At 55.5% G+C, this 20,942-nt stretch carries 18 protein-coding genes, 2 pseudogenes and 1 riboswitch; of the genes and pseudogenes, 13 read left to right on the forward strand and 7 right to left on the reverse strand.

What is annotated here, in order from left to right:
* Positions 1–398: 398 nt before the first annotated feature.
* Positions 399–1,988, forward strand: a complete 1,590-nt coding sequence (gene purH, locus QRN24_RS22560) for a bifunctional phosphoribosylaminoimidazolecarboxamide formyltransferase/IMP cyclohydrolase (protein WP_032679371.1) — start codon at positions 399–401, stop codon at positions 1,986–1,988.
* A gap of 15 nt (positions 1,989–2,003) precedes the next feature.
* Positions 2,004–3,296, forward strand: a complete 1,293-nt coding sequence (gene purD, locus QRN24_RS22565) for a phosphoribosylamine--glycine ligase (protein ID WP_020882989.1) — start codon at positions 2,004–2,006, stop codon at positions 3,294–3,296.
* A 43-nt stretch (positions 3,297–3,339) separates the two neighbouring features.
* Here purD and QRN24_RS22570 read toward each other — a convergent pair whose 3' ends face one another.
* The 5 genes from QRN24_RS22570 to hemE all read right to left on the reverse strand — a co-directional run bounded on the left by QRN24_RS22570 (position 3,340) and on the right by hemE (position 6,880).
* Complete coding sequence (locus tag QRN24_RS22570; RefSeq protein WP_020882988.1) at positions 3,340–4,032, reverse strand: DUF1481 domain-containing protein; 693 nt, start codon at positions 4,030–4,032, stop codon at positions 3,340–3,342.
* An 11-nt stretch (positions 4,033–4,043) separates the two neighbouring features.
* Positions 4,044–4,316, reverse strand: a complete 273-nt coding sequence (hupA, locus tag QRN24_RS22575; RefSeq protein ID WP_002445246.1) for a nucleoid-associated protein HU-alpha — start codon at positions 4,314–4,316, stop codon at positions 4,044–4,046.
* Positions 4,317–4,502: 186 nt separating this feature from the next.
* A complete protein-coding gene (locus QRN24_RS22580; RefSeq protein ID WP_014168169.1) occupies positions 4,503–5,093 on the reverse strand; it encodes a YjaG family protein in 591 nt (196 codons plus the stop codon).
* A 44-nt stretch (positions 5,094–5,137) separates the two neighbouring features.
* The gene (gene nfi / locus QRN24_RS22585; RefSeq protein ID WP_025206412.1) at positions 5,138–5,806 is read right to left on the reverse strand and encodes a deoxyribonuclease V; all 669 of its coding nucleotides are present in this window, start codon (positions 5,804–5,806) and stop codon (positions 5,138–5,140) included.
* Between the two features lie 9 nt (positions 5,807–5,815).
* Complete coding sequence (gene hemE, locus QRN24_RS22590) at positions 5,816–6,880, reverse strand: uroporphyrinogen decarboxylase (RefSeq protein ID WP_020882986.1); 1,065 nt, start codon at positions 6,878–6,880, stop codon at positions 5,816–5,818.
* 1 nt (position 6,881) lies between these two features.
* Here hemE and QRN24_RS22755 point away from each other — a divergent pair.
* Positions 6,882–6,971, forward strand: a pseudogene (locus QRN24_RS22755) (hypothetical protein); the annotation flags it as partial.
* Here QRN24_RS22755 and nudC read toward each other — a convergent pair.
* A pseudogene (gene nudC / locus QRN24_RS22595) lies at positions 6,940–7,692 on the reverse strand (NAD(+) diphosphatase); the annotation flags it as partial. The pseudogenes QRN24_RS22755 and nudC overlap by 32 nt on opposite strands.
* Before the next feature lie 95 nt (positions 7,693–7,787).
* Here nudC and QRN24_RS22600 point away from each other — a divergent pair.
* The 10 genes from QRN24_RS22600 (at position 7,788) to QRN24_RS22645 (ending at position 16,613) form a co-directional block, all read left to right on the forward strand.
* Positions 7,788–8,285 (forward strand): Rsd/AlgQ family anti-sigma factor, encoded by a 498-nt coding sequence (locus tag QRN24_RS22600; protein ID WP_014168165.1) that lies wholly within the window; start codon positions 7,788–7,790, stop codon positions 8,283–8,285.
* 97 nt (positions 8,286–8,382) lie between these two features.
* A riboswitch (TPP riboswitch) is annotated at positions 8,383–8,492 on the forward strand.
* 78 nt (positions 8,493–8,570) lie between these two features.
* A complete protein-coding gene (gene thiC / locus QRN24_RS22605) occupies positions 8,571–10,466 on the forward strand; it encodes a phosphomethylpyrimidine synthase ThiC (protein WP_047954906.1) in 1,896 nt (631 codons plus the stop codon).
* Positions 10,466–11,101, forward strand: coding sequence for a thiamine phosphate synthase (gene thiE / locus QRN24_RS22610; RefSeq protein ID WP_049022679.1), 636 nt, complete (start codon positions 10,466–10,468; stop codon positions 11,099–11,101). Before thiC ends, thiE begins: the two co-directional genes overlap by 1 nt.
* On the forward strand, positions 11,094–11,849 hold the full coding sequence (locus tag QRN24_RS22615) for a HesA/MoeB/ThiF family protein (RefSeq protein WP_284943075.1): 756 nt from the start codon (positions 11,094–11,096) through the stop codon (positions 11,847–11,849). The genes thiE and QRN24_RS22615 overlap by 8 nt, the downstream gene beginning before the upstream one ends.
* On the forward strand, positions 11,833–12,033 hold the full coding sequence (gene thiS, locus QRN24_RS22620; protein ID WP_014168161.1) for a sulfur carrier protein ThiS: 201 nt from the start codon (positions 11,833–11,835) through the stop codon (positions 12,031–12,033). Before QRN24_RS22615 ends, thiS begins: the two co-directional genes overlap by 17 nt.
* A gap of 1 nt (position 12,034) precedes the next feature.
* Positions 12,035–12,805 (forward strand): thiazole synthase, encoded by a 771-nt coding sequence (thiG, locus tag QRN24_RS22625; protein WP_284943076.1) that lies wholly within the window; start codon positions 12,035–12,037, stop codon positions 12,803–12,805.
* Positions 12,802–13,935, forward strand: coding sequence for a 2-iminoacetate synthase ThiH (gene thiH, locus QRN24_RS22630; protein ID WP_032679972.1), 1,134 nt, complete (start codon positions 12,802–12,804; stop codon positions 13,933–13,935). The genes thiG and thiH overlap by 4 nt, the downstream gene beginning before the upstream one ends.
* 329 nt (positions 13,936–14,264) lie before the next feature.
* Positions 14,265–15,806: a sensor domain-containing diguanylate cyclase gene (locus QRN24_RS22635; protein WP_073397817.1), complete on the forward strand. Its 1,542-nt coding sequence runs from the start codon at positions 14,265–14,267 to the stop codon at positions 15,804–15,806.
* Between the two features lie 180 nt (positions 15,807–15,986).
* On the forward strand, positions 15,987–16,292 hold the full coding sequence (locus QRN24_RS22640) for a PTS sugar transporter subunit IIB (RefSeq protein ID WP_014068453.1): 306 nt from the start codon (positions 15,987–15,989) through the stop codon (positions 16,290–16,292).
* Positions 16,293–16,295: 3 nt separating this feature from the next.
* On the forward strand, positions 16,296–16,613 hold the full coding sequence (locus tag QRN24_RS22645) for a PTS lactose/cellobiose transporter subunit IIA (RefSeq protein ID WP_014168157.1): 318 nt from the start codon (positions 16,296–16,298) through the stop codon (positions 16,611–16,613).
* Positions 16,614–16,672: 59 nt separating this feature from the next.
* Here QRN24_RS22645 and rpoC read toward each other — a convergent pair whose 3' ends face one another.
* A complete protein-coding gene (gene rpoC, locus QRN24_RS22650) occupies positions 16,673–20,896 on the reverse strand; it encodes a DNA-directed RNA polymerase subunit beta' (RefSeq protein ID WP_014168156.1) in 4,224 nt (1,407 codons plus the stop codon).
* Positions 20,897–20,942 lie beyond the last annotated feature (46 nt).

The following is a 20,942-nucleotide window of genomic DNA, read 5'->3' on the forward strand; positions in this document are numbered from 1 at the left end:
TCACCGTCGCGAGGTGGCGTATATTACGCTTTCCTCTTTCAGAGTCAACCCTGAAATTCAGGATTTTTTCTCTTCAACCGACCGGGTTATCTGTGAAGTGATTCACATCCGCCGTGTCGATGGAGGCGCATTATAGGGAGTTCTCTGCAGGCCGCAACCGCTAAATGACAGAAAAATGACTGACTGCTGCATTCCCCAGCAAAACCCCGCCTTATACCCTTTTACACACAGACTTATCCACAGAGATACGAAAAAGTGAAAATTCGCGAGCGTTGCGCAAACGTTTTCGTTAAAATGCTCGCGCTTAACAAGGATGCCTCGTCAGGTGTGTTAGATGAGTTTTTCGCTGGAAAATTCATCTAACGCTCTCTGTAATCGTGAAATCCAGGGGATTTACCATGCAACAACGTCGTCCAGTCCGCCGCGCTCTGCTCAGTGTTTCTGATAAAGCCGGTATCGTCGAATTCGCTCAGGCACTTTCTGCACGCGGTGTGGAGCTGCTTTCTACAGGTGGTACCGCTCGCCTGTTAGCAGAGAAAGGTCTGCCGGTAACCGAAGTGTCCGATTACACCGGTTTTCCGGAAATGATGGATGGACGCGTCAAGACCCTGCACCCGAAGGTCCACGGCGGTATTCTTGGTCGTCGCGGCCAGGACGACGGCATTATGGAAAAGCATGATATCGCGCCAATCGACATGGTCGTCGTTAACCTCTACCCGTTTGCACAGACCGTTGCCCGCGAAGGCTGCTCTCTGGAAGACGCCGTCGAAAACATTGATATCGGCGGCCCAACCATGGTGCGCTCAGCGGCTAAGAACCATAAAGATGTTGCCATCGTGGTGAAGAGCAGCGACTACAACACCATTATTAATGAGATGGATGCCAACGAAGGGTCGCTGACGCTGGAGACGCGTTTCGACCTCGCCATCAAAGCATTCGAGCACACCGCCGCGTACGACAGCATGATCGCCAACTACTTCGGTAGCCTGGTGCCTGCTTATCATGGCGAAAGCACTGAACCTTCCGGCCGCTTCCCGCGTACGCTGAACCTGAACTTCATTAAGAAGCAGGATATGCGTTACGGAGAGAACAGCCACCAGCAGGCTGCCTTCTATATAGAAGAAGAGGTAAAAGAAGCCTCTGTTGCGACCGCACAGCAGGTTCAGGGCAAGGCACTCTCCTATAACAACATCGCTGACACCGATGCAGCGCTCGAGTGCGTGAAAGCGTTCAGTGAACCCGCCTGCGTAATCGTGAAGCACGCGAACCCATGTGGCGTAGCGGTAAGCACCTCCATTCTCGACGCCTATGATCGCGCGTATAAAACCGACCCAACCTCCGCATTCGGCGGCATTATCGCCTTCAACCGCGAGCTGGACGCTGACACAGCACAGGCCATCATCTCCCGTCAGTTTGTCGAAGTGATCATCGCTCCTTCTGCATCCGACGAAGCCCTGAAAATCACCGCGGCAAAACAGAACGTGCGCGTACTGGTGTGTGGCCAGTGGGCTGAGCGCGTACCGGGTCTGGACTTCAAACGCGTGAACGGCGGTCTGCTGGTTCAGGATCGCGATCTGGGCATGGTCACCGCGGGCGATCTGCGCGTCGTGACGAAACGCCAGCCTACCGAGCAGGAACTGCGTGACGCGCTGTTCTGCTGGAAGGTTGCGAAGTTCGTGAAATCCAACGCGATTGTCTATGCAAAAGAGAACATGACTATCGGAATAGGCGCAGGCCAGATGAGCCGCGTTTACTCCGCGAAAATTGCCGGTATCAAAGCGGCCGATGAAGGTCTGGAAGTGAAAGGCTCGGCAATGGCTTCTGACGCCTTCTTCCCGTTCCGTGACGGTATCGACGCTGCTGCGGCAGTGGGCATTACCTGTGTTATCCAGCCTGGCGGCTCAATCCGTGACGACGAAGTCATTGCCGCTGCTGACGAACACGGTATTGCGATGATCTTCACCGACATGCGTCACTTCCGCCATTAATCCACGGAGCAGAAAATGAAAGTATTAGTCATTGGTAATGGCGGGCGCGAGCACGCTCTGGCGTGGAAAGCGGCCCAGTCGCCGCAGGTAAAAACCGTCTTTGTGGCACCGGGTAATGCCGGTACTGCGCTGGAACCCACGTTACAGAACGTCGCTATCGGCGTGACCGATATCCCGGCCCTGTTGAGCTTTGCTCAGCAGGAGAAAATCGATCTGACCATCGTGGGTCCGGAAGCGCCGCTGGTGATTGGCGTCGTTGACGCCTTCCGGGCTGCTGGCCTGCAAATCTTCGGCCCAACGGAAGGGGCTGCACAGCTGGAAGGTTCGAAAGCCTTCACCAAAGATTTCCTCGCACGTCATAACATCCCGACGGCGGAATATCAGAATTTCACCGAAGTAGAGCCAGCCCTGGCTTACTTACGTGAAAAAGGTGCGCCTATCGTTATCAAAGCCGACGGTCTGGCCGCCGGTAAAGGCGTTATCGTGGCGATGACGCTCGAGGAAGCCGAAGCCGCGGTTCAGGATATGCTGGCAGGCAACGCCTTTGGCGATGCGGGCCATCGCATCGTGATTGAAGAGTTCCTTGACGGTGAAGAGGCGAGCTTTATCGTGATGGTCGACGGCGAGCATGTTCTGCCAATGGCCACCAGCCAGGATCATAAACGCGTTGGCAATGCAGATACCGGGCCGAACACCGGCGGTATGGGCGCTTACTCCCCTGCCCCTGTGGTCACTGACGAAGTGCATCAGCGCACCATGGACCGCATTATCTGGCCAACCGTCAAAGGCATGGCTGCTGAAGGTAATACTTACACCGGTTTCCTCTATGCAGGCCTGATGATCGACAAACAGGGCAATCCGAAGGTGATTGAGTTCAACTGCCGCTTCGGCGATCCGGAAACACAGCCAATCATGCTGCGCATGAAATCTGACCTGGTGGAACTGTGTCTTGCCGCCTGTGAAGGTAAGCTGGATGAGAAAACGTCTGAGTGGGATGAACGTGCTTCTCTGGGCGTGGTGATTGCTGCGGGGGGTTATCCGGGTAATTACAATACCGGTGATGAGATCCACGGTTTACCGCTGGAAGAAGTGGAAGGCGCGAAGGTATTCCACGCCGGCACGAAGCTGTCTGACGACGATCGCGTGCTGACCAATGGCGGCCGTGTACTGTGCGCGACCGCGCTGGGTCACACCGTTGCAGAAGCACAGAAGCGTGCCTATGCGCTGATGGCAGATATTCACTGGAATGGAAGCTTTAGCCGCCAGGATATCGGTTATCGCGCAATTGCGCGTGAGCAGGGCGAGTAATTCTTCAGCCAGCCCCTCTCCCGTCAGGGAGAGGGGACGTCACTCAAAAACTCTTTTCTGTCGGCTGCCAGGTGCAGAAGTCTTCGTTCGCGACCAGCAGCAGTTGAGAACCTTCCGGCGCTTCCAGCCACGCCACACTCACTTCCATTGATGAATGCCGCTGACGGCGCTCAATATGTTCGGTTGCCCAGGCTTCAAGCTCAGGCTTAACGGTTTGCCCTTCGCAGGTTGTTACCGTGCCATCGGCATGCCAGCGCCCCTGGCGCAGCACAACGCGTCCCTGACGCAGCGCATCGCTGGTCTGGCGGATTTGTTCGGCACGATAACGATAGAGTGCGACTTGATCGCTGGAAAGCTGCTGTTTTTGACCGCTGACTTCCCGCTGCATAAAGCTCAGCTCGCCATGGTCATCAAAACGCACTTTCACATGTTCGGGGGTCTTGCTGTAGACATTCAGTTCTATCAGCGACAGGTCATCGCCCTGCCAGCGATACTCCGCGGTCGACGTATTGCCGTTATGCCACGGACTGAAAGCAGAAAGCAGATGCACTTCGCCGCCAGAATCTTTGCGCCAGATCCTCACCGCACCCTGGTTGTCAGCGTAGCCGCTGGCGGTAAACGGTGGCAGAGAGGTGTCGTGGCTACAGGCGGACAGAAACATCACGCCCGCCAGCGCGAAAAGACCACGCCAGACAGACAAAAGGGGCGTTGCCGCCCCTTCGTTAAAACTGTTCACTGCCACGCGTCTTACTTAACAGCGTCTTTCAGTGCTTTACCAGAAACAAATGCCGGCACGTTAGCTGCGGCGATTTTGATTTCTTTACCGGTCTGCGGGTTGCGGCCAGTACGCTCAGCGCGGTGGTTCACTTTGAAGGTACCGAAACCAACCAGTTGTACAGCATCACCTTCTTTCAGAGACTCAGTAATAGCAGCCAGGGTAGATTCCAGAGCAGCTTTAGCCTGCACTTTAGACAGATCAGCCTTGTCCGCAATTACATCAATCAGTTGAGTCTTGTTCATAAGTTATCCTTTCAATGTGTTTATCGCTTGCTAAGCATCGAGTGCGACGAAAATGCCAAAAAAGCACTCTCCTGCATACACGCACCGATAGCCACTTTTTTTCGCCCCCCAAATGTAGACCAGACAAGGGGCGAAAGGGAAGAGTCGAGGAGCGACAAAACGAGCGTTATATCAAGTTTTGTTGTCTCATTGGTTAAAAATTATACCAATATTGCTCTCACCAGCCTCACGTAAGTCCGCACGGAGCCCTTTTATCAGCTCAATATCGCGTTCTTCACACTCTGCCAGCAGGCGGAAAATTTCCCACTGGATATCCCATTCCTGCTCAACCGCGGGGTTCACTCGCAGCTCTTCGTCGGTCATTTCCCGACCTTCCTGGGTCATTTCCAGCATCGCGACGGTCGTAATGGATGCCTTGCTGACTTCGATAGCATGCTCCAGCGTTTCACCGCTCAGACGGGAATGAATCAGTTCGCTTAATGCCACGCAGGCATCAATGGCCGGATAGACACCATACAGGTCGTAGTCATCCGCCGCCGGGATCGCCTCTTCAAGCTTTTCAAGCTGAGAGTCGAAGTTCACCTTAGCGTCTTTGACCGTCAGCGTCTCCCAGATTAAATCCAGGATGCGGCGATAAATCTGCCCTTCACCAAAGCCTGTCTGCTTGCAGAACGCGGCATAGTTGGGATACATGCGCTCGCACAGGCAAGCCATAAAAGTCACGTGCTGCCAGCTTTCCAGCTTCTCAAGGCGCAGATGAATCGGGTTTTGTAGCATGATGAGGTCTCGAATCGAAAATTAGCCGCAGTTTACCTGAATCATCACTGAATTTCTTGCCAACGCGTAAAAGCCGGACGCCCTGACGCTACCGCATCAGCCCAGCGGGTGGGCTCCGGTAAGCGATACCCTTTCATGCAGCGCTGCACCCACGCCAGCGCACTGTCCGTGCTCACCCGATGCCCGGTGGCGATAAACAGGGGGTTACAACGCGCTTTACTGCGCCAGACCCACGCCAGTTGCTCACCCTTATCGATGAGAGGTGCCAGCGCGCCTGGCTCGGCGGAGAGCGGCTCAAACGCACCGCACAGGCGTTTTTTAGCCACACCGATGGTGGGGACATCCACCAGCAGCCCAAAGTGGCTGGCGACGCCTAAGCGGCGCGGATGAGAGATACCATGGCCGTCGACAAACAGCAGGTCGGGTTTTTGCGAGAGTTGCTCCCACGCTGCCAGCAGCGCGGGATATTCACGGAATGAGAGAAAGCCAGGAATGTACGGCATGGTGGTGGCGATACGCGCCACCTTGTACTCCACCAGTTCCAGCGAGGGATACTTCAGCAGCACCATTGCCGCCCGCGTCACTTCACCTCCCTGCTCAAACCCCACATCTGCTCCGCCAATGTACTGCGGCGGGTCTGTGTCCAGACGATCCTCACGGATCACGGATGAGGCCAGTTCTATCTGTTGAGCGCGTAATGACGCGAGATCCATAACCACTCCTTACTGATGATAATGTGCAGAAAGTCGGTGCACCGCCTCCACAAACGCGCCAGCGTGTTCTGGCGGTACATCCTGATGAATACCGTGCCCGAGGTTGAACACGTGTCCTTCGCCCTGGCCGAAACCAGCAAGAATGGAGGCCACCTCTTCCTCAATACGGGCAGGCTGAGCATAGAGCATAGACGGGTCCATGTTGCCCTGCAGCGCCACTTTGTCACCCACGCGACGGCGCGCATCGGCAATATCGGTTGTCCAGTCGAGACCCAATGCGTCACAGCCGGTTGCGGCCATGGCTTCCAGCCACTGCCCGCCGCCTTTGGTGAACAGCGTCACCGGCACCCGGCGACCTTCGTTTTCACGCAGCAGGCCATCGACGATTTTATGCATGTAATACAGCGAGAACTGCTGGTAATCGCGCCCGGTCAGCACGCCGCCCCAGGTATCGAAAATCATCACCGACTGCGCGCCTGCTTTAATCTGCGCGTTAAGATAGAGTGTGACGCTCTTCGCCAGCTTGTCGAGCAGCGTATGCAGCGCCTGTGGCTCCGCGTACATCATCTTTTTAATGACGGTAAAGGCTTTGCTGCTGCCACCTTCTACCATATAGGTCGCCAGCGTCCACGGGCTGCCTGAGAAGCCAATCAGCGGCACTTCGCCTTTCAGTTCACGGCGAATTGTGCGCACGGCGTTCATCACATACCCCAGCTCCTGCTCAGGATCCGGTACTGGCAGCTTATCAACGTCGGCTTTGCTTTTGATCGGGGAGGTGAAACGCGGACCTTCACCGGTTTCGAAATAGAGCCCAAGGCCCATGGCATCCGGAATGGTCAGAATGTCCGAAAAGAGAATAGCGGCATCCAGCGGGTAGCGTCGCAGCGGCTGGAGCGTCACTTCGCAGGCCAGCTCGGCATTTTTGCACAGCGACATAAAATCACCCGCCTGCGCACGCGTGGCTTTGTACTCTGGCAGATAGCGCCCCGCCTGGCGCATCATCCACACCGGGGTGACATCAACGGGCTGGCGCAGCAGCGCACGCAGATAACGATCGTTCTTCAGTTCGGTCATTTTGCAGTTCCTTATTGCGTCAGTCCGTGAGTGTAACACTACTCATACTCGGCCCGACACATTGCCACGGTATCTTCTATCAGCCGACGGGCTACCGTTCCCGGCGGGGGTAACAGTGGCAAATCGTCATAACGGTACCAGTTCGCGTCCAGCAGCTCTTTCTGGTCGATAACAATCTCACCGCTATCGTATTCGGCCATAAACGCCGTCATCAGCGACTGCGGGAACGGCCACGGCTGAGACGTTACGTAACGCAGGTTCTTCACCCGGATCCCGCTCTCTTCCATTACTTCACGCGCCACCGCCTGCTCCAGCGTTTCGCCCACTTCAACGAACCCGGCAAGAACAGTATGAATGCCGTTGCGATGGCGGGTATGTTGCGCCAGCAGGATGGAATCGTCTCGCCGGATAGCGACGATAATGCACGGCGCAATCTGCGGATAATAGCGTTCACGGCAGTGGCTGCAGAGCATGGCCCACTCGGTTTTGCTCGGGTGCATGGTATGCCCGCAGTATCCGCAGTATTTATGCGATCGGTAAAACTCGGCCAGCTGCACGCCACGGCCTGCCAGCTGGAACAGGCCCACATCGAGATCCAGCACCTGACGAACAGATCCCATGTCCTGGCGGCGAGGCTGCTGGATCAACCACACCGGCTCCCCTTGCCACTCGCCGATCTTCAGCGCAGGCTGACCAACGAGATCGAAACGATCGGCAGTGCCATAGGGTATTTCCCCACCGGGCAGCCATAATTTTTGTTCGTGACTGACAATCCACCAACCCAGATCTGATTTTTCAATAATACGATCCATATCTATTGCACTACCTTCGCTTCACTGACATGTTGTTAGCATTGTGGTTACATTTTGGATAAGCAGAATCAATTCTAAACCTTGCGGAGTCGAACATGTTAAACCAGCTAGAAAGCCTGACTGAGCGCGTTAGAGGAAGTAACAAACTGGTGGATCGCTGGCTACATGTGCGCAAGCATCTACTCGTGGCTTATTACAATCTGGTCGGTATTAAGCCTGGCAAAGAATCGTTTATGCGGCTGAATGAAAAAGCGCTGGATGATTTTTGTCAGAGCCTGGTCGACTACCTGTCCGACGGCCATTTCAATATTTATGAACGCATTATCCGCGAAATGGAAGGCACTAGCCCGTATTTAACGGCATCCAAACTCTACCCGTTGCTGGAAGCCAATACCCAGCAGATCATGAATTACTACGATTCCACCCTCGAGAACGCCATCGATCACGACAACTACCTTGAGTTTCAACAGGCGCTGTCCGATCTCGGCGAAGCGCTGGAAGAGCGATTCTCGCTGGAAGATAAGCTGATCGCCCTCGTGCTGGATAACGATTCTAAGGCCAGCAACGAAGATAACATCGCGCGGCCTGCTTGAGTTCTTAATCGTTAACGAGTAGTTTACAAACATTCGCCCCTCTCAGGAGGGGTATTACACGAAATCATTCATGCGATAGCGTGAACGATGGCGTGTAAATTTCTTGTCGGAGTGCCCAGTGTGAAAGCACGGGCTGAGACCGTTAATTCGGGATCCGCGGAACCTGATCAGGCTAATACCTGCGAAGGGAACAAGAGTAAAACTGCTGTAGTATCGCCCCCGGGCGATCTCCTCTTGCTTCATCCGTCGTCTGACAAGCCATGTCCTTCACTTTTGGAATGAGCTATGTCTACTACTAAACTGACCCGCCGCGAACAGCGCGCACACGCCCAACACTTCATCGACACCCTGGAAGGCACCGCTTTCCCGAACTCTAAGCGTATTTACATCACCGGCTCTCGGGCGGATATCCGCGTTCCGATGCGCGAAATCCAGCTTAGCCCGACGCTTCTTGGCGGCAGCAAAGAAAACCCGCAGTATGAAGACAACGAAGCCGTGCCAGTCTACGACACGTCTGGCCCGTACGGCGATCCTGATGTGGCCATTAACGTGCAGCAGGGTCTGGCAAAACTGCGCCAGCGCTGGATTGACGCGCGTAACGACTGCGAAGAACTGACGGTTCGCAGCTCTGCCTACACCAAAGAGCGTCTGGCCGACGATGGCCTGGATGAACTGCGCTTCGCGGGCCTGCTGACGCCGAAACGGGCAAAAGCGGGCAAATGCGTTACCCAGCTGCACTATGCGCGTCAGGGGATCGTCACCCCGGAGATGGAGTTTATCGCCATCCGTGAAAACATGGGCCGTGAGCGCATCCGTAGCGAAGTGCTGCGCCACCAGCATCCGGGCGAAGGTTTCGGTGCCCGCCTGCCGGAAAACATCACCCCGGAGTTTGTGCGCGATGAGGTGGCCGCTGGCCGCGCGATTATCCCCGCCAACATCAATCACCCGGAATCCGAACCGATGATTATCGGCCGCAACTTCCTGGTGAAGGTCAACGCCAATATCGGTAACTCCGCAGTCACCTCCTCCATCGAAGAAGAGGTCGAGAAGCTGGTCTGGTCAACGCGCTGGGGCGCGGACACGGTAATGGATCTCTCCACCGGGCGTTATATCCACGAAACCCGCGAGTGGATCCTGCGTAACAGCCCGGTGCCTATCGGAACGGTGCCGGTCTATCAGGCGCTGGAGAAAGTGAACGGTATCGCTGAAAACCTCACCTGGGAAGCGTTCCGCGACACGCTGCTGGAGCAGGCTGAACAGGGTGTAGACTACTTCACCATCCACGCGGGGGTGCTGCTGCGCTACGTGCCGATGACCGCGAAGCGTCTGACCGGCATTGTCTCGCGCGGGGGCTCAATCATGGCGAAGTGGTGTCTGTCTCATCATCAGGAAAACTTCCTCTACGAACACTTCCGCGAGATCTGCGAAATCTGTGCCGCTTACGACGTCTCGCTGTCGCTGGGCGACGGCCTGCGCCCTGGTTCCATTCGTGATGCCAACGACGAAGCGCAGTTTGCCGAACTGCACACGCTGGGCGAGCTGACCAAAATCGCCTGGGAGTATGACGTGCAGGTGATGATTGAAGGCCCGGGCCATGTCCCCATGCAGATGATCCGCCGCAATATGACGGAAGAGCTGGAGCACTGCCATGAAGCACCATTCTATACCCTGGGGCCGTTGACCACCGATATTGCCCCGGGTTACGACCACTTCACCTCCGGAATTGGTGCGGCGATGATCGGCTGGTTCGGTTGCGCCATGCTCTGCTATGTGACGCCAAAAGAGCACCTCGGTCTGCCCAACAAAGAGGACGTGAAGCAGGGGCTTATCACCTACAAAATTGCCGCCCACGCTGCGGACCTGGCGAAAGGCCATCCGGGCGCGCAAATTCGCGATAACGCGATGTCGAAGGCCCGCTTTGAATTCCGCTGGGAAGATCAGTTTAATCTCGCGCTCGACCCGTTTACCGCCCGCGCCTATCACGACGAAACCCTGCCGCAGGAGTCGGGCAAAGTGGCCCATTTCTGCTCCATGTGTGGGCCAAAATTCTGCTCGATGAAGATCAGCCAGGAGGTGCGTGACTACGCCGCCGCGCAAGCCATTGAAGTGGGCATGGCGGATATGTCAGAAACCTTCCGCGCGAAAGGCGGCGAAATCTACCTCAAAAAAGAGGAGGCGTAATGTACCAGCCCGATTTCCCACCCGTGCCCTTTCGTTTAGGGCTCTACCCGGTGGTGGACAGCGTGGAGTGGATTGCCCGCCTGCTGGAGGCAGGTGTACGCACGCTGCAGCTGCGCATCAAAGATAAACGCGATGAGGAGGTGGAGAACGATGTCGCCGCCGCCATCGCGCTGGGGCGTCGGTATCACGCCCGCCTGTTTATCAACGACTACTGGCGACTGGCGATAAAGCACCAGGCCTACGGCGTGCATCTGGGTCAGGAGGATCTGGAGACCACAGACCTGAATGCCATCCGGGAAGCCGGTTTGCGCCTGGGTGTCTCGACCCATGACGATATGGAGATTGACGTGGCACTGGCGGCACGCCCTTCGTACATTGCGCTTGGACACGTCTTCCCGACGCAAACTAAACAGATGCCCTCCGCGCCACAAGGGCTGGCACAGCTGGCGGCTCACGTGAAGCGTCTTGCGCAGTACCCGACCGTGGCCATCGGCGGGATTAGCCTTGAACGCGCGCCGGCCGTGCTGGATACCGGTGTCGGCAGTATCGCCGTCGTCAGTGCCATCACCCAGGCCGCAGACTGGCAGGCCGCCACCCGGCAGCTCTTACAACTGGCAGGAGCAGGCGATGAATGATCGTGACTTTATGCGCTATAGCCGCCAGCTCCTGCTGGAGGATATCGCCATCGACGGGCAGCAAAAGCTGCTCGCCAGCCGGGTTTTGATTGTCGGGCTGGGCGGATTAGGCGCGCCTGCCGCGCTCTATCTGGCCGGTGCAGGCGTGGGCACGCTGGTACTGGCCGATGACGACGAGGTGCATCTTAGCAACCTGCAGCGTCAAATCCTCTTTACCACCGCGGATATCAACCAGCCCAAAGTACACATTACCCGCCAGCGTCTGAACCAGTTGAACCCGGATATTGAGCTCATTGCGTGTCAGGAGCGGCTCAGCGGCGACAATCTGCTCCGAGAAGTCGCCCTGGCCGACGTGGTGCTGGACTGCACCGACAATATGGCAACCCGCCAGGCGATCAACGCCGCCTGTGTCGCAAAAAATACGCCGCTTATCACCGCCAGCGCGGTGGGGTTCGGCGGGCAGATGATGGTCCTGACACCGCCGTGGGCGCAGGGCTGCTATCGCTGTCTGTGGCCAGACGATGCTGAGCCAGAGCGTAACTGTCGCACCGCGGGCATTCTTGGCCCGGTTGTGGGGGTGATGGGTACCCTGCAGGCGCTCGAGGCCATCAAGCTGCTCAGCGGTATGGAGACCGAGCGCAACACGTTGCGGTTATTTGACGCCCGCTCTAGCGGCTGGCGTCATCTGGCGTTACACCGCGCCAGCCACTGCCCGGTATGTGGAGGCGGCAATGCGCATTCTGTTTAACGATGAGCCGATGAAATGCGAGGACGGGCTCACCGTTGCCGTGCTGCTCGATAAGCTTCGCCAGCTCAAGCCGGGAACGGCGCTGGCGCTCAATCAACAGATCCTGCCGCGCGAGCAGTGGGAACATCAGCAGGTCAGTGAAGGCGACCAGATCCTGCTGTTTCAGGTTATCGCAGGGGGCTGAGATGTTACGTATTGCCGATAAAGACTTTGATTCACATCTGTTTACCGGAACCGGGAAATTCGCATCACCCCAGCTGATGGTCGATGCCATCCGTGAAAGCGGCAGCCAGCTGGTCACGCTGGCGTTAAAGCGCGTGGATCTGCGCCATCACAGTGATGCCATTCTGGCACCTTTACTGGAAGCTGGCGTCACGCTACTGCCAAATACTTCCGGCGCGAAAACGGCCGAAGAGGCCATTTTCGCCGCCCAACTGGCGCGTGAAGCGCTCGGCACACGCTGGCTGAAGCTGGAAATTCACCCGGATGCTCGCTGGCTGTTGCCCGACCCGATCGAGACGCTGAAAGCGGCAGAAAAGCTGGTACAACAAGGGTTCATCGTTCTGCCTTACTGCGGTGCCGATCCGGTACTCTGCAAACGTCTGGAAGACGTTGGCTGCGCCGCCGTTATGCCGCTGGGCGCGCCTATTGGCTCCAACCAGGGGCTGGAAACCCGGGCGATGCTGGAGATCATCATTGAGCAGGCCACCGTGCCGGTGGTGGTGGATGCGGGTATTGGTGTACCAAGCCATGCCGCGCAGGCGCTGGAAATGGGGGCGGACGCGGTGCTGGTGAACACGGCCATCGCGGTTGCCGACGATCCGGTCATGATGGCGCGCGCGTTTCGCATGGCGGTGGAGGCTGGCCTGCTGGCACGGCAATCAGGCCCTGGCTCGCGCAGTTTTCAGGCGCAGGCCACCAGCCCGCTGACCGGTTTTCTGGAGGCAATCTCATGACCACGTTTACCGACCGCTGGCGGCAGCTTAACTGGGACGACATTGCCCTGCGCATCAACAGCAAAACGCCGGTCGACGTCGAGCGCGCATTGAATGCGCGCCATCTGACCCGCGACGATTTAATGGCCCTGCTCTCCCCTGCGGCCAGCGCTTATCTGGAGCCGATGGCCCAGCGCGCCCAGCGTCTCACCCGACAGCGCTTTGGCAACACGGTGAGCTTTTACGTCCCGCTCTATCTCTCAAACCTGTGCGCCAATGACTGTACCTACTGCGGCTTCTCCATGAGCAACCGCATTAAGCGTAAGACGCTTGATGAGGAGGAAATCGCGCGCGAGTGTGCGGCGATCCGGGAAATGGGCTTCGAGCATCTCCTGCTGGTCACCGGTGAGCACCAGGGCAAAGTCGGAATGGACTATTTCCGCCAGCACCTTCCTGCCATTCGTCGTCAGTTCGCCTCGTTGCAGATGGAAGTGCAGCCCCTGTCGCAGGATGAGTATGCGGAGCTCAAAACGCTCGGACTGGATGGAGTGATGGTCTATCAGGAAACGTACCACGAAGCGACCTACGCCCGGCATCACCTGAAGGGCAAGAAACAGGACTTCTTCTTCCGCCTTGAAACGCCGGACAGGCTCGGACGTGCCGGGATCGACAAAATTGGTCTTGGTGCGCTGATTGGGCTTTCCGATAGCTGGCGCGTGGATTGTTACATGGTGGCGGAACATCTGTTGTGGCTCCAGCAGCACTACTGGCAGAGCCGCTACTCCATCTCCTTCCCCCGGTTGCGCCCGTGTGCCGGCGGGATTGAACCGGCCTCACTCATGGACGAGCGCCAGCTGGTACAAACGATCTGCGCGTTTCGCCTGCTTGCCCCGGAGGTTGAATTATCGCTCTCAACACGTGAATCACCGGCGTTCCGCGACCGCGTGATCCCGCTTGCGATAAACAACGTGAGCGCATTTTCCAAAACACAGCCGGGCGGTTATGCCGATGATCACCCTGAACTGGAGCAGTTTTCCCCGCATGATGGACGACGTCCGGAAGCAGTCGCCGCGGCCCTGAGCGCTCAGGGGCTGCAGCCGGTCTGGAAAGACTGGGACAGCTGGCTGGGAAGAGCCTCGCAATTACGCTGAAACATACTGCAACTCCGCAGAAATAAAACGAGTCGGCACGGAGAGTCACAACCGGATGATTGTCAGCTATCGTCCGGTTTTTTATTGTCATGTGGTCAGCAACGGACGCTGACCAGGGCGAAAAGCTTCTTCCTCGTTTCGCCCTGCCTCTGACTTATCGTGCACACTGAATTTCTGATTTTATGAGTAATTTCTTAGCCATTCTTAAGATAAATCATCTCGTCTGAAATCGTGTTCCGTATAATTCACAGCTAACCGCAGGACTGCGACTATGCTGAGAGGATATCGGCAGACGAAAAGCATTCACCCTCAGGAATGATGTACAACTCATGGCACTTCACAGCAAAAAACTCTCTTTTACCCGGCCAATAATGGCCAGCTTCGCGGGGATACTGTGCAGTTTTGCACTGATCGCTGTCGTGGTTACGCTTTCGCAGCGAAAGGATTTTCTTGAGGATTATCATAAAATTAATGGTAATTTTACGCATAATCTGGCGGTTAACTATACCGAATCAATGTTGCGTGAAAACGACTATATTCTTGGTCGTTCTGCGATGTACTTTTCCCGCAACGAGATACTGAATGAGACGCTGAACGTCAACCCGACGCAAGGGTTGCAGATGTTGATGCATTTGCAAAACCTGATGCCGACCGTGTCATCCATCTCGCTGGCCGACACGGAGGGGCATTATTTGCACGCTCCAGAAGCGCCTCCCACGGAAAAGAGTAAAAACGTCGATCCGCGGACGCGCCCGTGGTTTGTCGCCCACGCGGAAGCCAGTATTTTCAGCCATTATACCCACCCTTATATGGACTACTTTACCGGGCATCCAACGGTCACGCTTTATAAGCCGTTGATTTCAACAGAAGGCAGACTCAAGGGAACCCTCGCCTTTCATCTTGATTTGGCGTCGATGGGGTATACCCTTCGACAGATGGTGGCTCCTGTACAAGGGGAATTCTTCGTCGTCGAGCGCGATGGAACCGTGGTGCTTCATCCTGACACGGGCGCGCTGTTCAAAAAATACGTGAGCGAAGCGCTGATGGACAAAATGACCAGCGGCGAGGGGCATTTATACGACCGGAAAAGTAAAACCTGGTATTACTACTACTCCTTCACTAACCCGGATTGGTTTGTCATCTACCGGGTCTCTGGCGCGACCCTGACGGATATTACCCGCCACGAAACCACTATCGTTGGCTGGGGATTTGCACTGGCGGCAATTATTATCATTCTCTTCGGTTTATACCTTCGCCATGCCTCGCGTACCGTGTTAATGCATATTATCAACGCCATCAAAACTGGCGACGTCAGCCAGGCACCGCGTCTGGAAGCGATGCTGAGTCATACCATCCAGTCGAATAAAGAGCGTGAGATGGCATATGTCCGCCAGGCAACCCATGATGCGCTAACAGGCTGCAAAAACCGCCGCGCGTTCGATACCGATGTGGAAGAGTTAATGGCGGCTCAACAGCCTTTCGCACTGGCGCTGGTGGACATCGATAACTTCAAATCAATCAACGATACCTGGGGCCACCTTAGCGGCGATATTGTCCTGCGTAACGTGGCGCGTGAAGGGATCCAGATCATGCAACCGCACCACATCTCGGTGTACCGGTACGGTGGAGAAGAGTTTGCGGTGGTCTTCCAGGCTGCGCAAATTGCTAATGCAATCTCGTTGCTGGAAGCGTGGCGTACCACCATTGAAAAACGCGTCTGGCGGGAAGAAAACCTGCAGGTCACTTTCAGTGCAGGCCTGGGGGAATGGCATTTCGAACCGCTGGAGCAATTTGTAGGGAGCGTGGATAACGCACTTTACAGCGCAAAACAACAGGGTAAAAACCGCATCCTTCAGACCTCCATCCGTTAATTTCTTCCCTCCCACGCTGTCCGTTTCGACGGGCAGCGTGCGCTTTCATGCAAAATTGTAACCGGTTTCAGAAAATCACCCATTTCTTTGTGATGCCTGACACACAATCGCGGTAAAGCGGTTGTTGAAGCGGTCTGCACGGGATAATTATCAATAAACACATGTAGATCGAGGCTGATTATGAAGAACATCGTTTTATGCTGTGCAGCGGGAATGTCAACCAGCATGCTGGTTCAACGTATGAAAGACGCCGCGCAGAAAAAAGGGGTTGAAGTCACCATTAAGGCCGTTCCGGTTGCGGAGTTTAAAGATAATATCGCGACGGCTGACATCGTATTGCTGGGGCCACAGGTTAAATACGAGCAGGCTAAACTTCAGGCGCAGGCCGATCCGCTGGGTAAAAAGGTCGCGGTGATCGACATGATGGATTACGGCATGATGAAAGGTGATGTCGTCCTGGAAAAAGCGCTTAAATTACTGGAGTGACCCGTGGAAGATTTAGAAACAACGATCATGGAACTGCTGGTCAACGCGGGAGCAGCGCGCAGTGCTGCCCTTACGGCGTTGCAGATGGCCCGTAAAGGCGACTTTGACGAAGCCGAAAAGGCGATGGAAGAGTCGCGTGAATACGTGAAACATGCCCACACCATCCAGACGCAGCTGATTGGTCTTGATGAAGGGACCGGAAAGCTGCCGGTTAACCTGATCACCGTCCACTCTCAGGATCACCTGATGAACGCGATGGTCATTCAGGACCTGGCGGGCGATATGATTGAGCTGTATCGTCGGCTACCGCTGATAAACTGAAAAATATGCAGACATAAAAAAACCCGCCGAAGCGGGTTTTTTATTTGCTGAATCAACGATTACTCGTTGTCAGAACCACCCAGACCTGCGTTCAGCAGCTCTGCCAGGCTCGCGGATGCATCTTCAGCAGTTACCTGCGGTGCAGCTGGCAGTTCGCCTGCAGCACGACGACGCATACGATCCTGATGGTACGCATAACCGGTACCAGCCGGGATCAGACGACCCACGATAACGTTCTCTTTCAGACCGCGCAGTTCATCACGCTTACCTGCTACAGCGGCTTCGGTCAGGACACGCGTGGTCTCCTGGAACGATGCTGCAGAGATGAAGGACTCGGTTGCCAGAGACGCTTTGGTGATACCCAGCAGATCGCGCGAGAAGGTCGCAGCGATTTTGCCGTTCGCTTCCAGATCGCGGTTAGCGATCTTGACGCGTGAGTATTCAACCTGCTCGCCTTCCAGGAACTCAGAGCTGCCCGCGCTATCGATGGTTGCTTTACGCAGCATCTGACGAACGATAACTTCGATGTGTTTATCGTTAATCTTAACGCCCTGCAGACGGTATACGTCCTGTACTTCGTTAACGATGTAACGAGTAACAGCATGCACACCACGCAGACGCAGGATGTCGTGCGGCGCTTCTGGACCGTCGGAAACCACGTCACCACGTTCTACACGTTCACCTTCGAACACGTTGAGCTGACGCCACTTAGGAATCATCTCTTCGTACGGCTCGCTGCCATCTACTGGGGTGATAACCAGACGGCGTTTACCTTTGGTCTCTTTACCGAAGGAGATGATACCGCTGATTTCAGCCAGGATTGCAGGCTCTTTCGGACGACGTGCTTCGAACAGATCCGCAACGCGTGGCAGACCACCGGTGATGTCCTTGGTACCGCCGGATTCCTGAGGAATACGCGCCAGGGTGTCACCAGAACTGATCTGTACGCCATCTTCCAGCTGTACAATCGCTTTACCCGGCAGGAAGTACTGCGCAGGCATATCGGTACCAGGGATCAGAACGTCGTTACCCTGAGCATCAACGATTTTCAGTGCAGGACGCAGATCTTTACCACCGGCAGTACGCTCAGCAGAGTCCAGAACGACCAGAGAAGACAGACCGGTCAGCTCGTCGGTCTGACGAGTAATGGTCTGGCCGTCGATCATGTCAGTGAAGCGGATGAAACCACTTACTTCGGTGATAACCGGCATGGTGTGTGGATCCCAGTTTGCAACGGTTTCACCGCCGGCAACCTGCTCGCCATCACCTTTCGCCATAACAGCACCGTAAGGCACTTTATAGCTCTCTTTGGTACGACCGAATTCGTCGATCAGCTTCAGCTCGGTGTTACGAGAGGTCACAACCAGCTTGCCTGCGGAGTTAACAACAGACTTCGCGTTGCTGAGCTTGATGCTACCTTTGTTTTTCACCTGGATGCTGGATTCAGCAGCCGCACGAGATGCCGCACCACCGATGTGGAACGTACGCATCGTCAGCTGTGTACCCGGTTCACCGATGGACTGTGCCGCGATAACACCGATTGCTTCACCTTTGTTGATGATGTGGCCACGCGCCAGGTCACGACCATAGCAGTGCGCACATACACCGAAATCGGTGTCACAAGATACAACGGAACGAACTTTCACAGAGTCAACAGAGTTCGCTTCCAGCAGGTCACACCACTGTTCGTGCAGCAGCGTGTTGCGTGGAACCAGAATGTCTGCGGTACCCGGCTTCAGAATGTCTTCCGCGGTTACACGACCCAGTACGCGATCGCGCAGCGGCTCTTTAACATCACCACCCTCGATAACCGGGGTCATGGTGATACCTTCGAGGGTGCCACAATCGTCTTCGGTCACAACCAGATCCTGCGCAACGTCAACCAGACGACGCGTCAGATAACCGGAGTTCGCTGTTTTCAGTGCGGTATCCGCCAGACCTTTACGCGCACCGTGAGTAGAGATGAAGTACTGGAGTACGTTCAGACCTTCACGGAAGTTCGCGGTGATTGGCGTTTCGATGATGGAGCCATCTGGCTTCGCCATCAGACCACGCATACCTGCCAGCTGACGAATCTGTGCTGCAGAACCACGCGCACCGGAGTCGGCCATCATGTAAATGCTGTTGAAGGAAACCTGCTGCTCTTCTACGCCGTCACGGTTAATCACGGTTTCGGTTTGCAGGTTATCCATCATCGCTTTGGATACACGATCGTTCGCCGCAGCCCAGATATCGATAACTTTGTTATAGCGTTCGCCCGCGGTAACCAGACCAGACTGGAACTGCTCCTGGATCTCAGCAACTTCGGCTTCCGCTTCAGAGATGATCTCGTGTTTCTTCTCTGGGATAACCATGTCATCGATACCAACAGATGCACCTGAACGCGCTGCATATGCAAAGCCGGTGTACATTGTCTGGTCAGCGAAGATAACCGTCGGCTTCAGACCCAGAATGCGGTAACAGGTGTTCAGCATTTTGGAGATCGCTTTCTTACCCAGCGCCTGGTTGACGATGGAGAAAGGCAGACCTTTCGGTACGATCATCCACAGAATGGCACGGCCAACGGTCGTGTCTTTCAGGCTGGTTTTCGCAACGAATTCGCCGTTAGCATCTTTTTCATATTCAGTGATACGCACTTTGACACGCGCATGCAGAGAGGCCAGGCCAGCGCGATAGATACGCTCAGCTTCTTTAGGGCCAGTCAGCACCATGCCTTCGCCTTTGGCGTTAACACAGTCACGGGTCATGTAGTACAGACCCAATACAACGTCCTGAGAAGGAACGATGATTGGTTCACCGTTCGCTGGAGACAGGATGTTGTTAGTAGACATCATCAGCGCACGCGCTTCGAGCTGGGCTTCCAGCGTCAGCGGTACGTGAACGGCCATCTGGTCACCATCGAAGTCGGCGTTATATGCCGCACAAACCAGCGGGTGCAGCTGGATAGCTTTACCTTCGATCAGTACCGGTTCAAATGCCTGGATACCCAGACGGTGCAGTGTTGGTGCACGGTTCAGCAGTACCGGGTGTTCGCGGATAACTTCGTCCAGGATATCCCAAACGACAGCTTCTTCACGCTCAACCATTTTCTTAGCGGCTTTGATGGTGGTGGCCAGGCCACGCAGTTCCAGCTTGCCGTAGATGAACGGTTTGAACAGCTCCAGTGCCATTTTTTTCGGCAGACCGCACTGATGCAGACGCAGGTATGGACCTACGGTGATAACAGAACGACCGGAGTAGTCAACACGCTTACCGAGCAGGTTCTGACGGAAACGACCCTGTTTACCTTTGATCATATCGGCCAAAGATTTCAGAGGACGTTTGTTAGAACCGGTGATCGCACGACCGCGACGACCGTTATCCAGCAGGGCATCTACCGCTTCCTGCAGCATACGTTTTTCGTTACGTACGATGATGTCCGGCGCAGCCAGATCCAGCAGACGTTTCAGACGGTTGTTACGGTTGATAACGCGACGATACAGATCGTTCAGATCCGACGTTGCGAAACGACCACCATCCAGCGGAACCAGCGGACGCAGATCTGGCGGCAGAACCGGCAGAACGGTCAGGATCATCCACTCTGGTTTGTTACCAGACTGAACGAACGCTTCCAGCAGTTTGATACGCTTGGTCAGCTTTTTACGCTTGGTTTCGGAGTTGGTTTCGTTCAGCTCTTCACGCAGCTGCTCGCACTCTTGCTCCAGGTCCATGCTCTTCAGCAGGGCCTGAATAGCTTCCGCACCCATCTTCGCGTCGAATTCGTCACCGAACTCTTCCAGCGCGTCCAGATACTGTTCTTCGGTCAGAATCTGGTGGCGTTCCAGGTTCGTCATACCGCCTTCGATAACGACATAAGATTCGAAGTACAGAACACGTTCGATATCGCGCAGCGGCATATCCAGCAGCAGGCCGATACGGGACGGCAGAGATTTCAGGAACCAGATGTGCGCAGTTGGAGATGCCAGTTCGATGTGGCCCATGCGCTCACGGCGCACTTTGGTCTGGGTCACTTCAACGCCGCACTTCTCACAGATCACACCACGGTGTTTCAGGCGCTTGTACTTACCGCACAGGCACTCGTAGTCTTTTACTGGCCCGAAAATTCGTGCACAGAAAAGGCCGTCACGCTCAGGCTTGAACGTACGGTAGTTGATGGTTTCCGGCTTTTTAACTTCACCGAAAGACCATGAACGGATCATGTCTGGCGAAGCCAGAGCAATTTTGATCGCATCAAACTCTTCGGTTTTAGTCTGCGCTTTCAGAAACTTTAATAAATCTTTCACGGATTTGCTCCCGTCGGAGTTAGCACAATCTGGTGTCGGGGGTTAG

It is taken from the genome of Enterobacter sp. MEB024 (genome assembly GCF_030209635.1).
In the GTDB taxonomy this organism is placed as follows: domain Bacteria; phylum Pseudomonadota; class Gammaproteobacteria; order Enterobacterales; family Enterobacteriaceae; genus Enterobacter; species Enterobacter ludwigii.

What these genes read in the sequence shown, in the direction of transcription:
- purH (WP_032679371.1), top strand. Translation starts at nt 399, where the DNA reads ATGCAACAACGTCGTCCAGTCCGCCGCGCTCTGCTCAGTGTTTCTGAT.
- purD (WP_020882989.1), top strand. Translation starts at nt 2,004, where the DNA reads ATGAAAGTATTAGTCATTGGTAATGGCGGGCGCGAGCACGCTCTGGCG.
- hupA (WP_002445246.1), bottom strand. Translation starts at nt 4,316, where the DNA reads ATGAACAAGACTCAACTGATTGATGTAATTGCGGACAAGGCTGATCTG.
- QRN24_RS22580 (WP_014168169.1), bottom strand. Translation starts at nt 5,093, where the DNA reads ATGCTACAAAACCCGATTCATCTGCGCCTTGAGAAGCTGGAAAGCTGG.
- nfi (WP_025206412.1), bottom strand. Translation starts at nt 5,806, where the DNA reads ATGGATCTCGCGTCATTACGCGCTCAACAGATAGAACTGGCCTCATCC.
- hemE (WP_020882986.1), bottom strand. Translation starts at nt 6,880, where the DNA reads ATGACCGAACTGAAGAACGATCGTTATCTGCGTGCGCTGCTGCGCCAG.
- QRN24_RS22600 (WP_014168165.1), top strand. Translation starts at nt 7,788, where the DNA reads ATGTTAAACCAGCTAGAAAGCCTGACTGAGCGCGTTAGAGGAAGTAAC.
- thiC (WP_047954906.1), top strand. Translation starts at nt 8,571, where the DNA reads ATGTCTACTACTAAACTGACCCGCCGCGAACAGCGCGCACACGCCCAA.
- thiE (WP_049022679.1), top strand. Translation starts at nt 10,466, where the DNA reads ATGTACCAGCCCGATTTCCCACCCGTGCCCTTTCGTTTAGGGCTCTAC.
- QRN24_RS22615 (WP_284943075.1), top strand. Translation starts at nt 11,094, where the DNA reads ATGAATGATCGTGACTTTATGCGCTATAGCCGCCAGCTCCTGCTGGAG.
- thiS (WP_014168161.1), top strand. Translation starts at nt 11,833, where the DNA reads ATGCGCATTCTGTTTAACGATGAGCCGATGAAATGCGAGGACGGGCTC.
- thiG (WP_284943076.1), top strand. Translation starts at nt 12,035, where the DNA reads ATGTTACGTATTGCCGATAAAGACTTTGATTCACATCTGTTTACCGGA.
- thiH (WP_032679972.1), top strand. Translation starts at nt 12,802, where the DNA reads ATGACCACGTTTACCGACCGCTGGCGGCAGCTTAACTGGGACGACATT.
- QRN24_RS22635 (WP_073397817.1), top strand. Translation starts at nt 14,265, where the DNA reads ATGGCACTTCACAGCAAAAAACTCTCTTTTACCCGGCCAATAATGGCC.
- QRN24_RS22640 (WP_014068453.1), top strand. Translation starts at nt 15,987, where the DNA reads ATGAAGAACATCGTTTTATGCTGTGCAGCGGGAATGTCAACCAGCATG.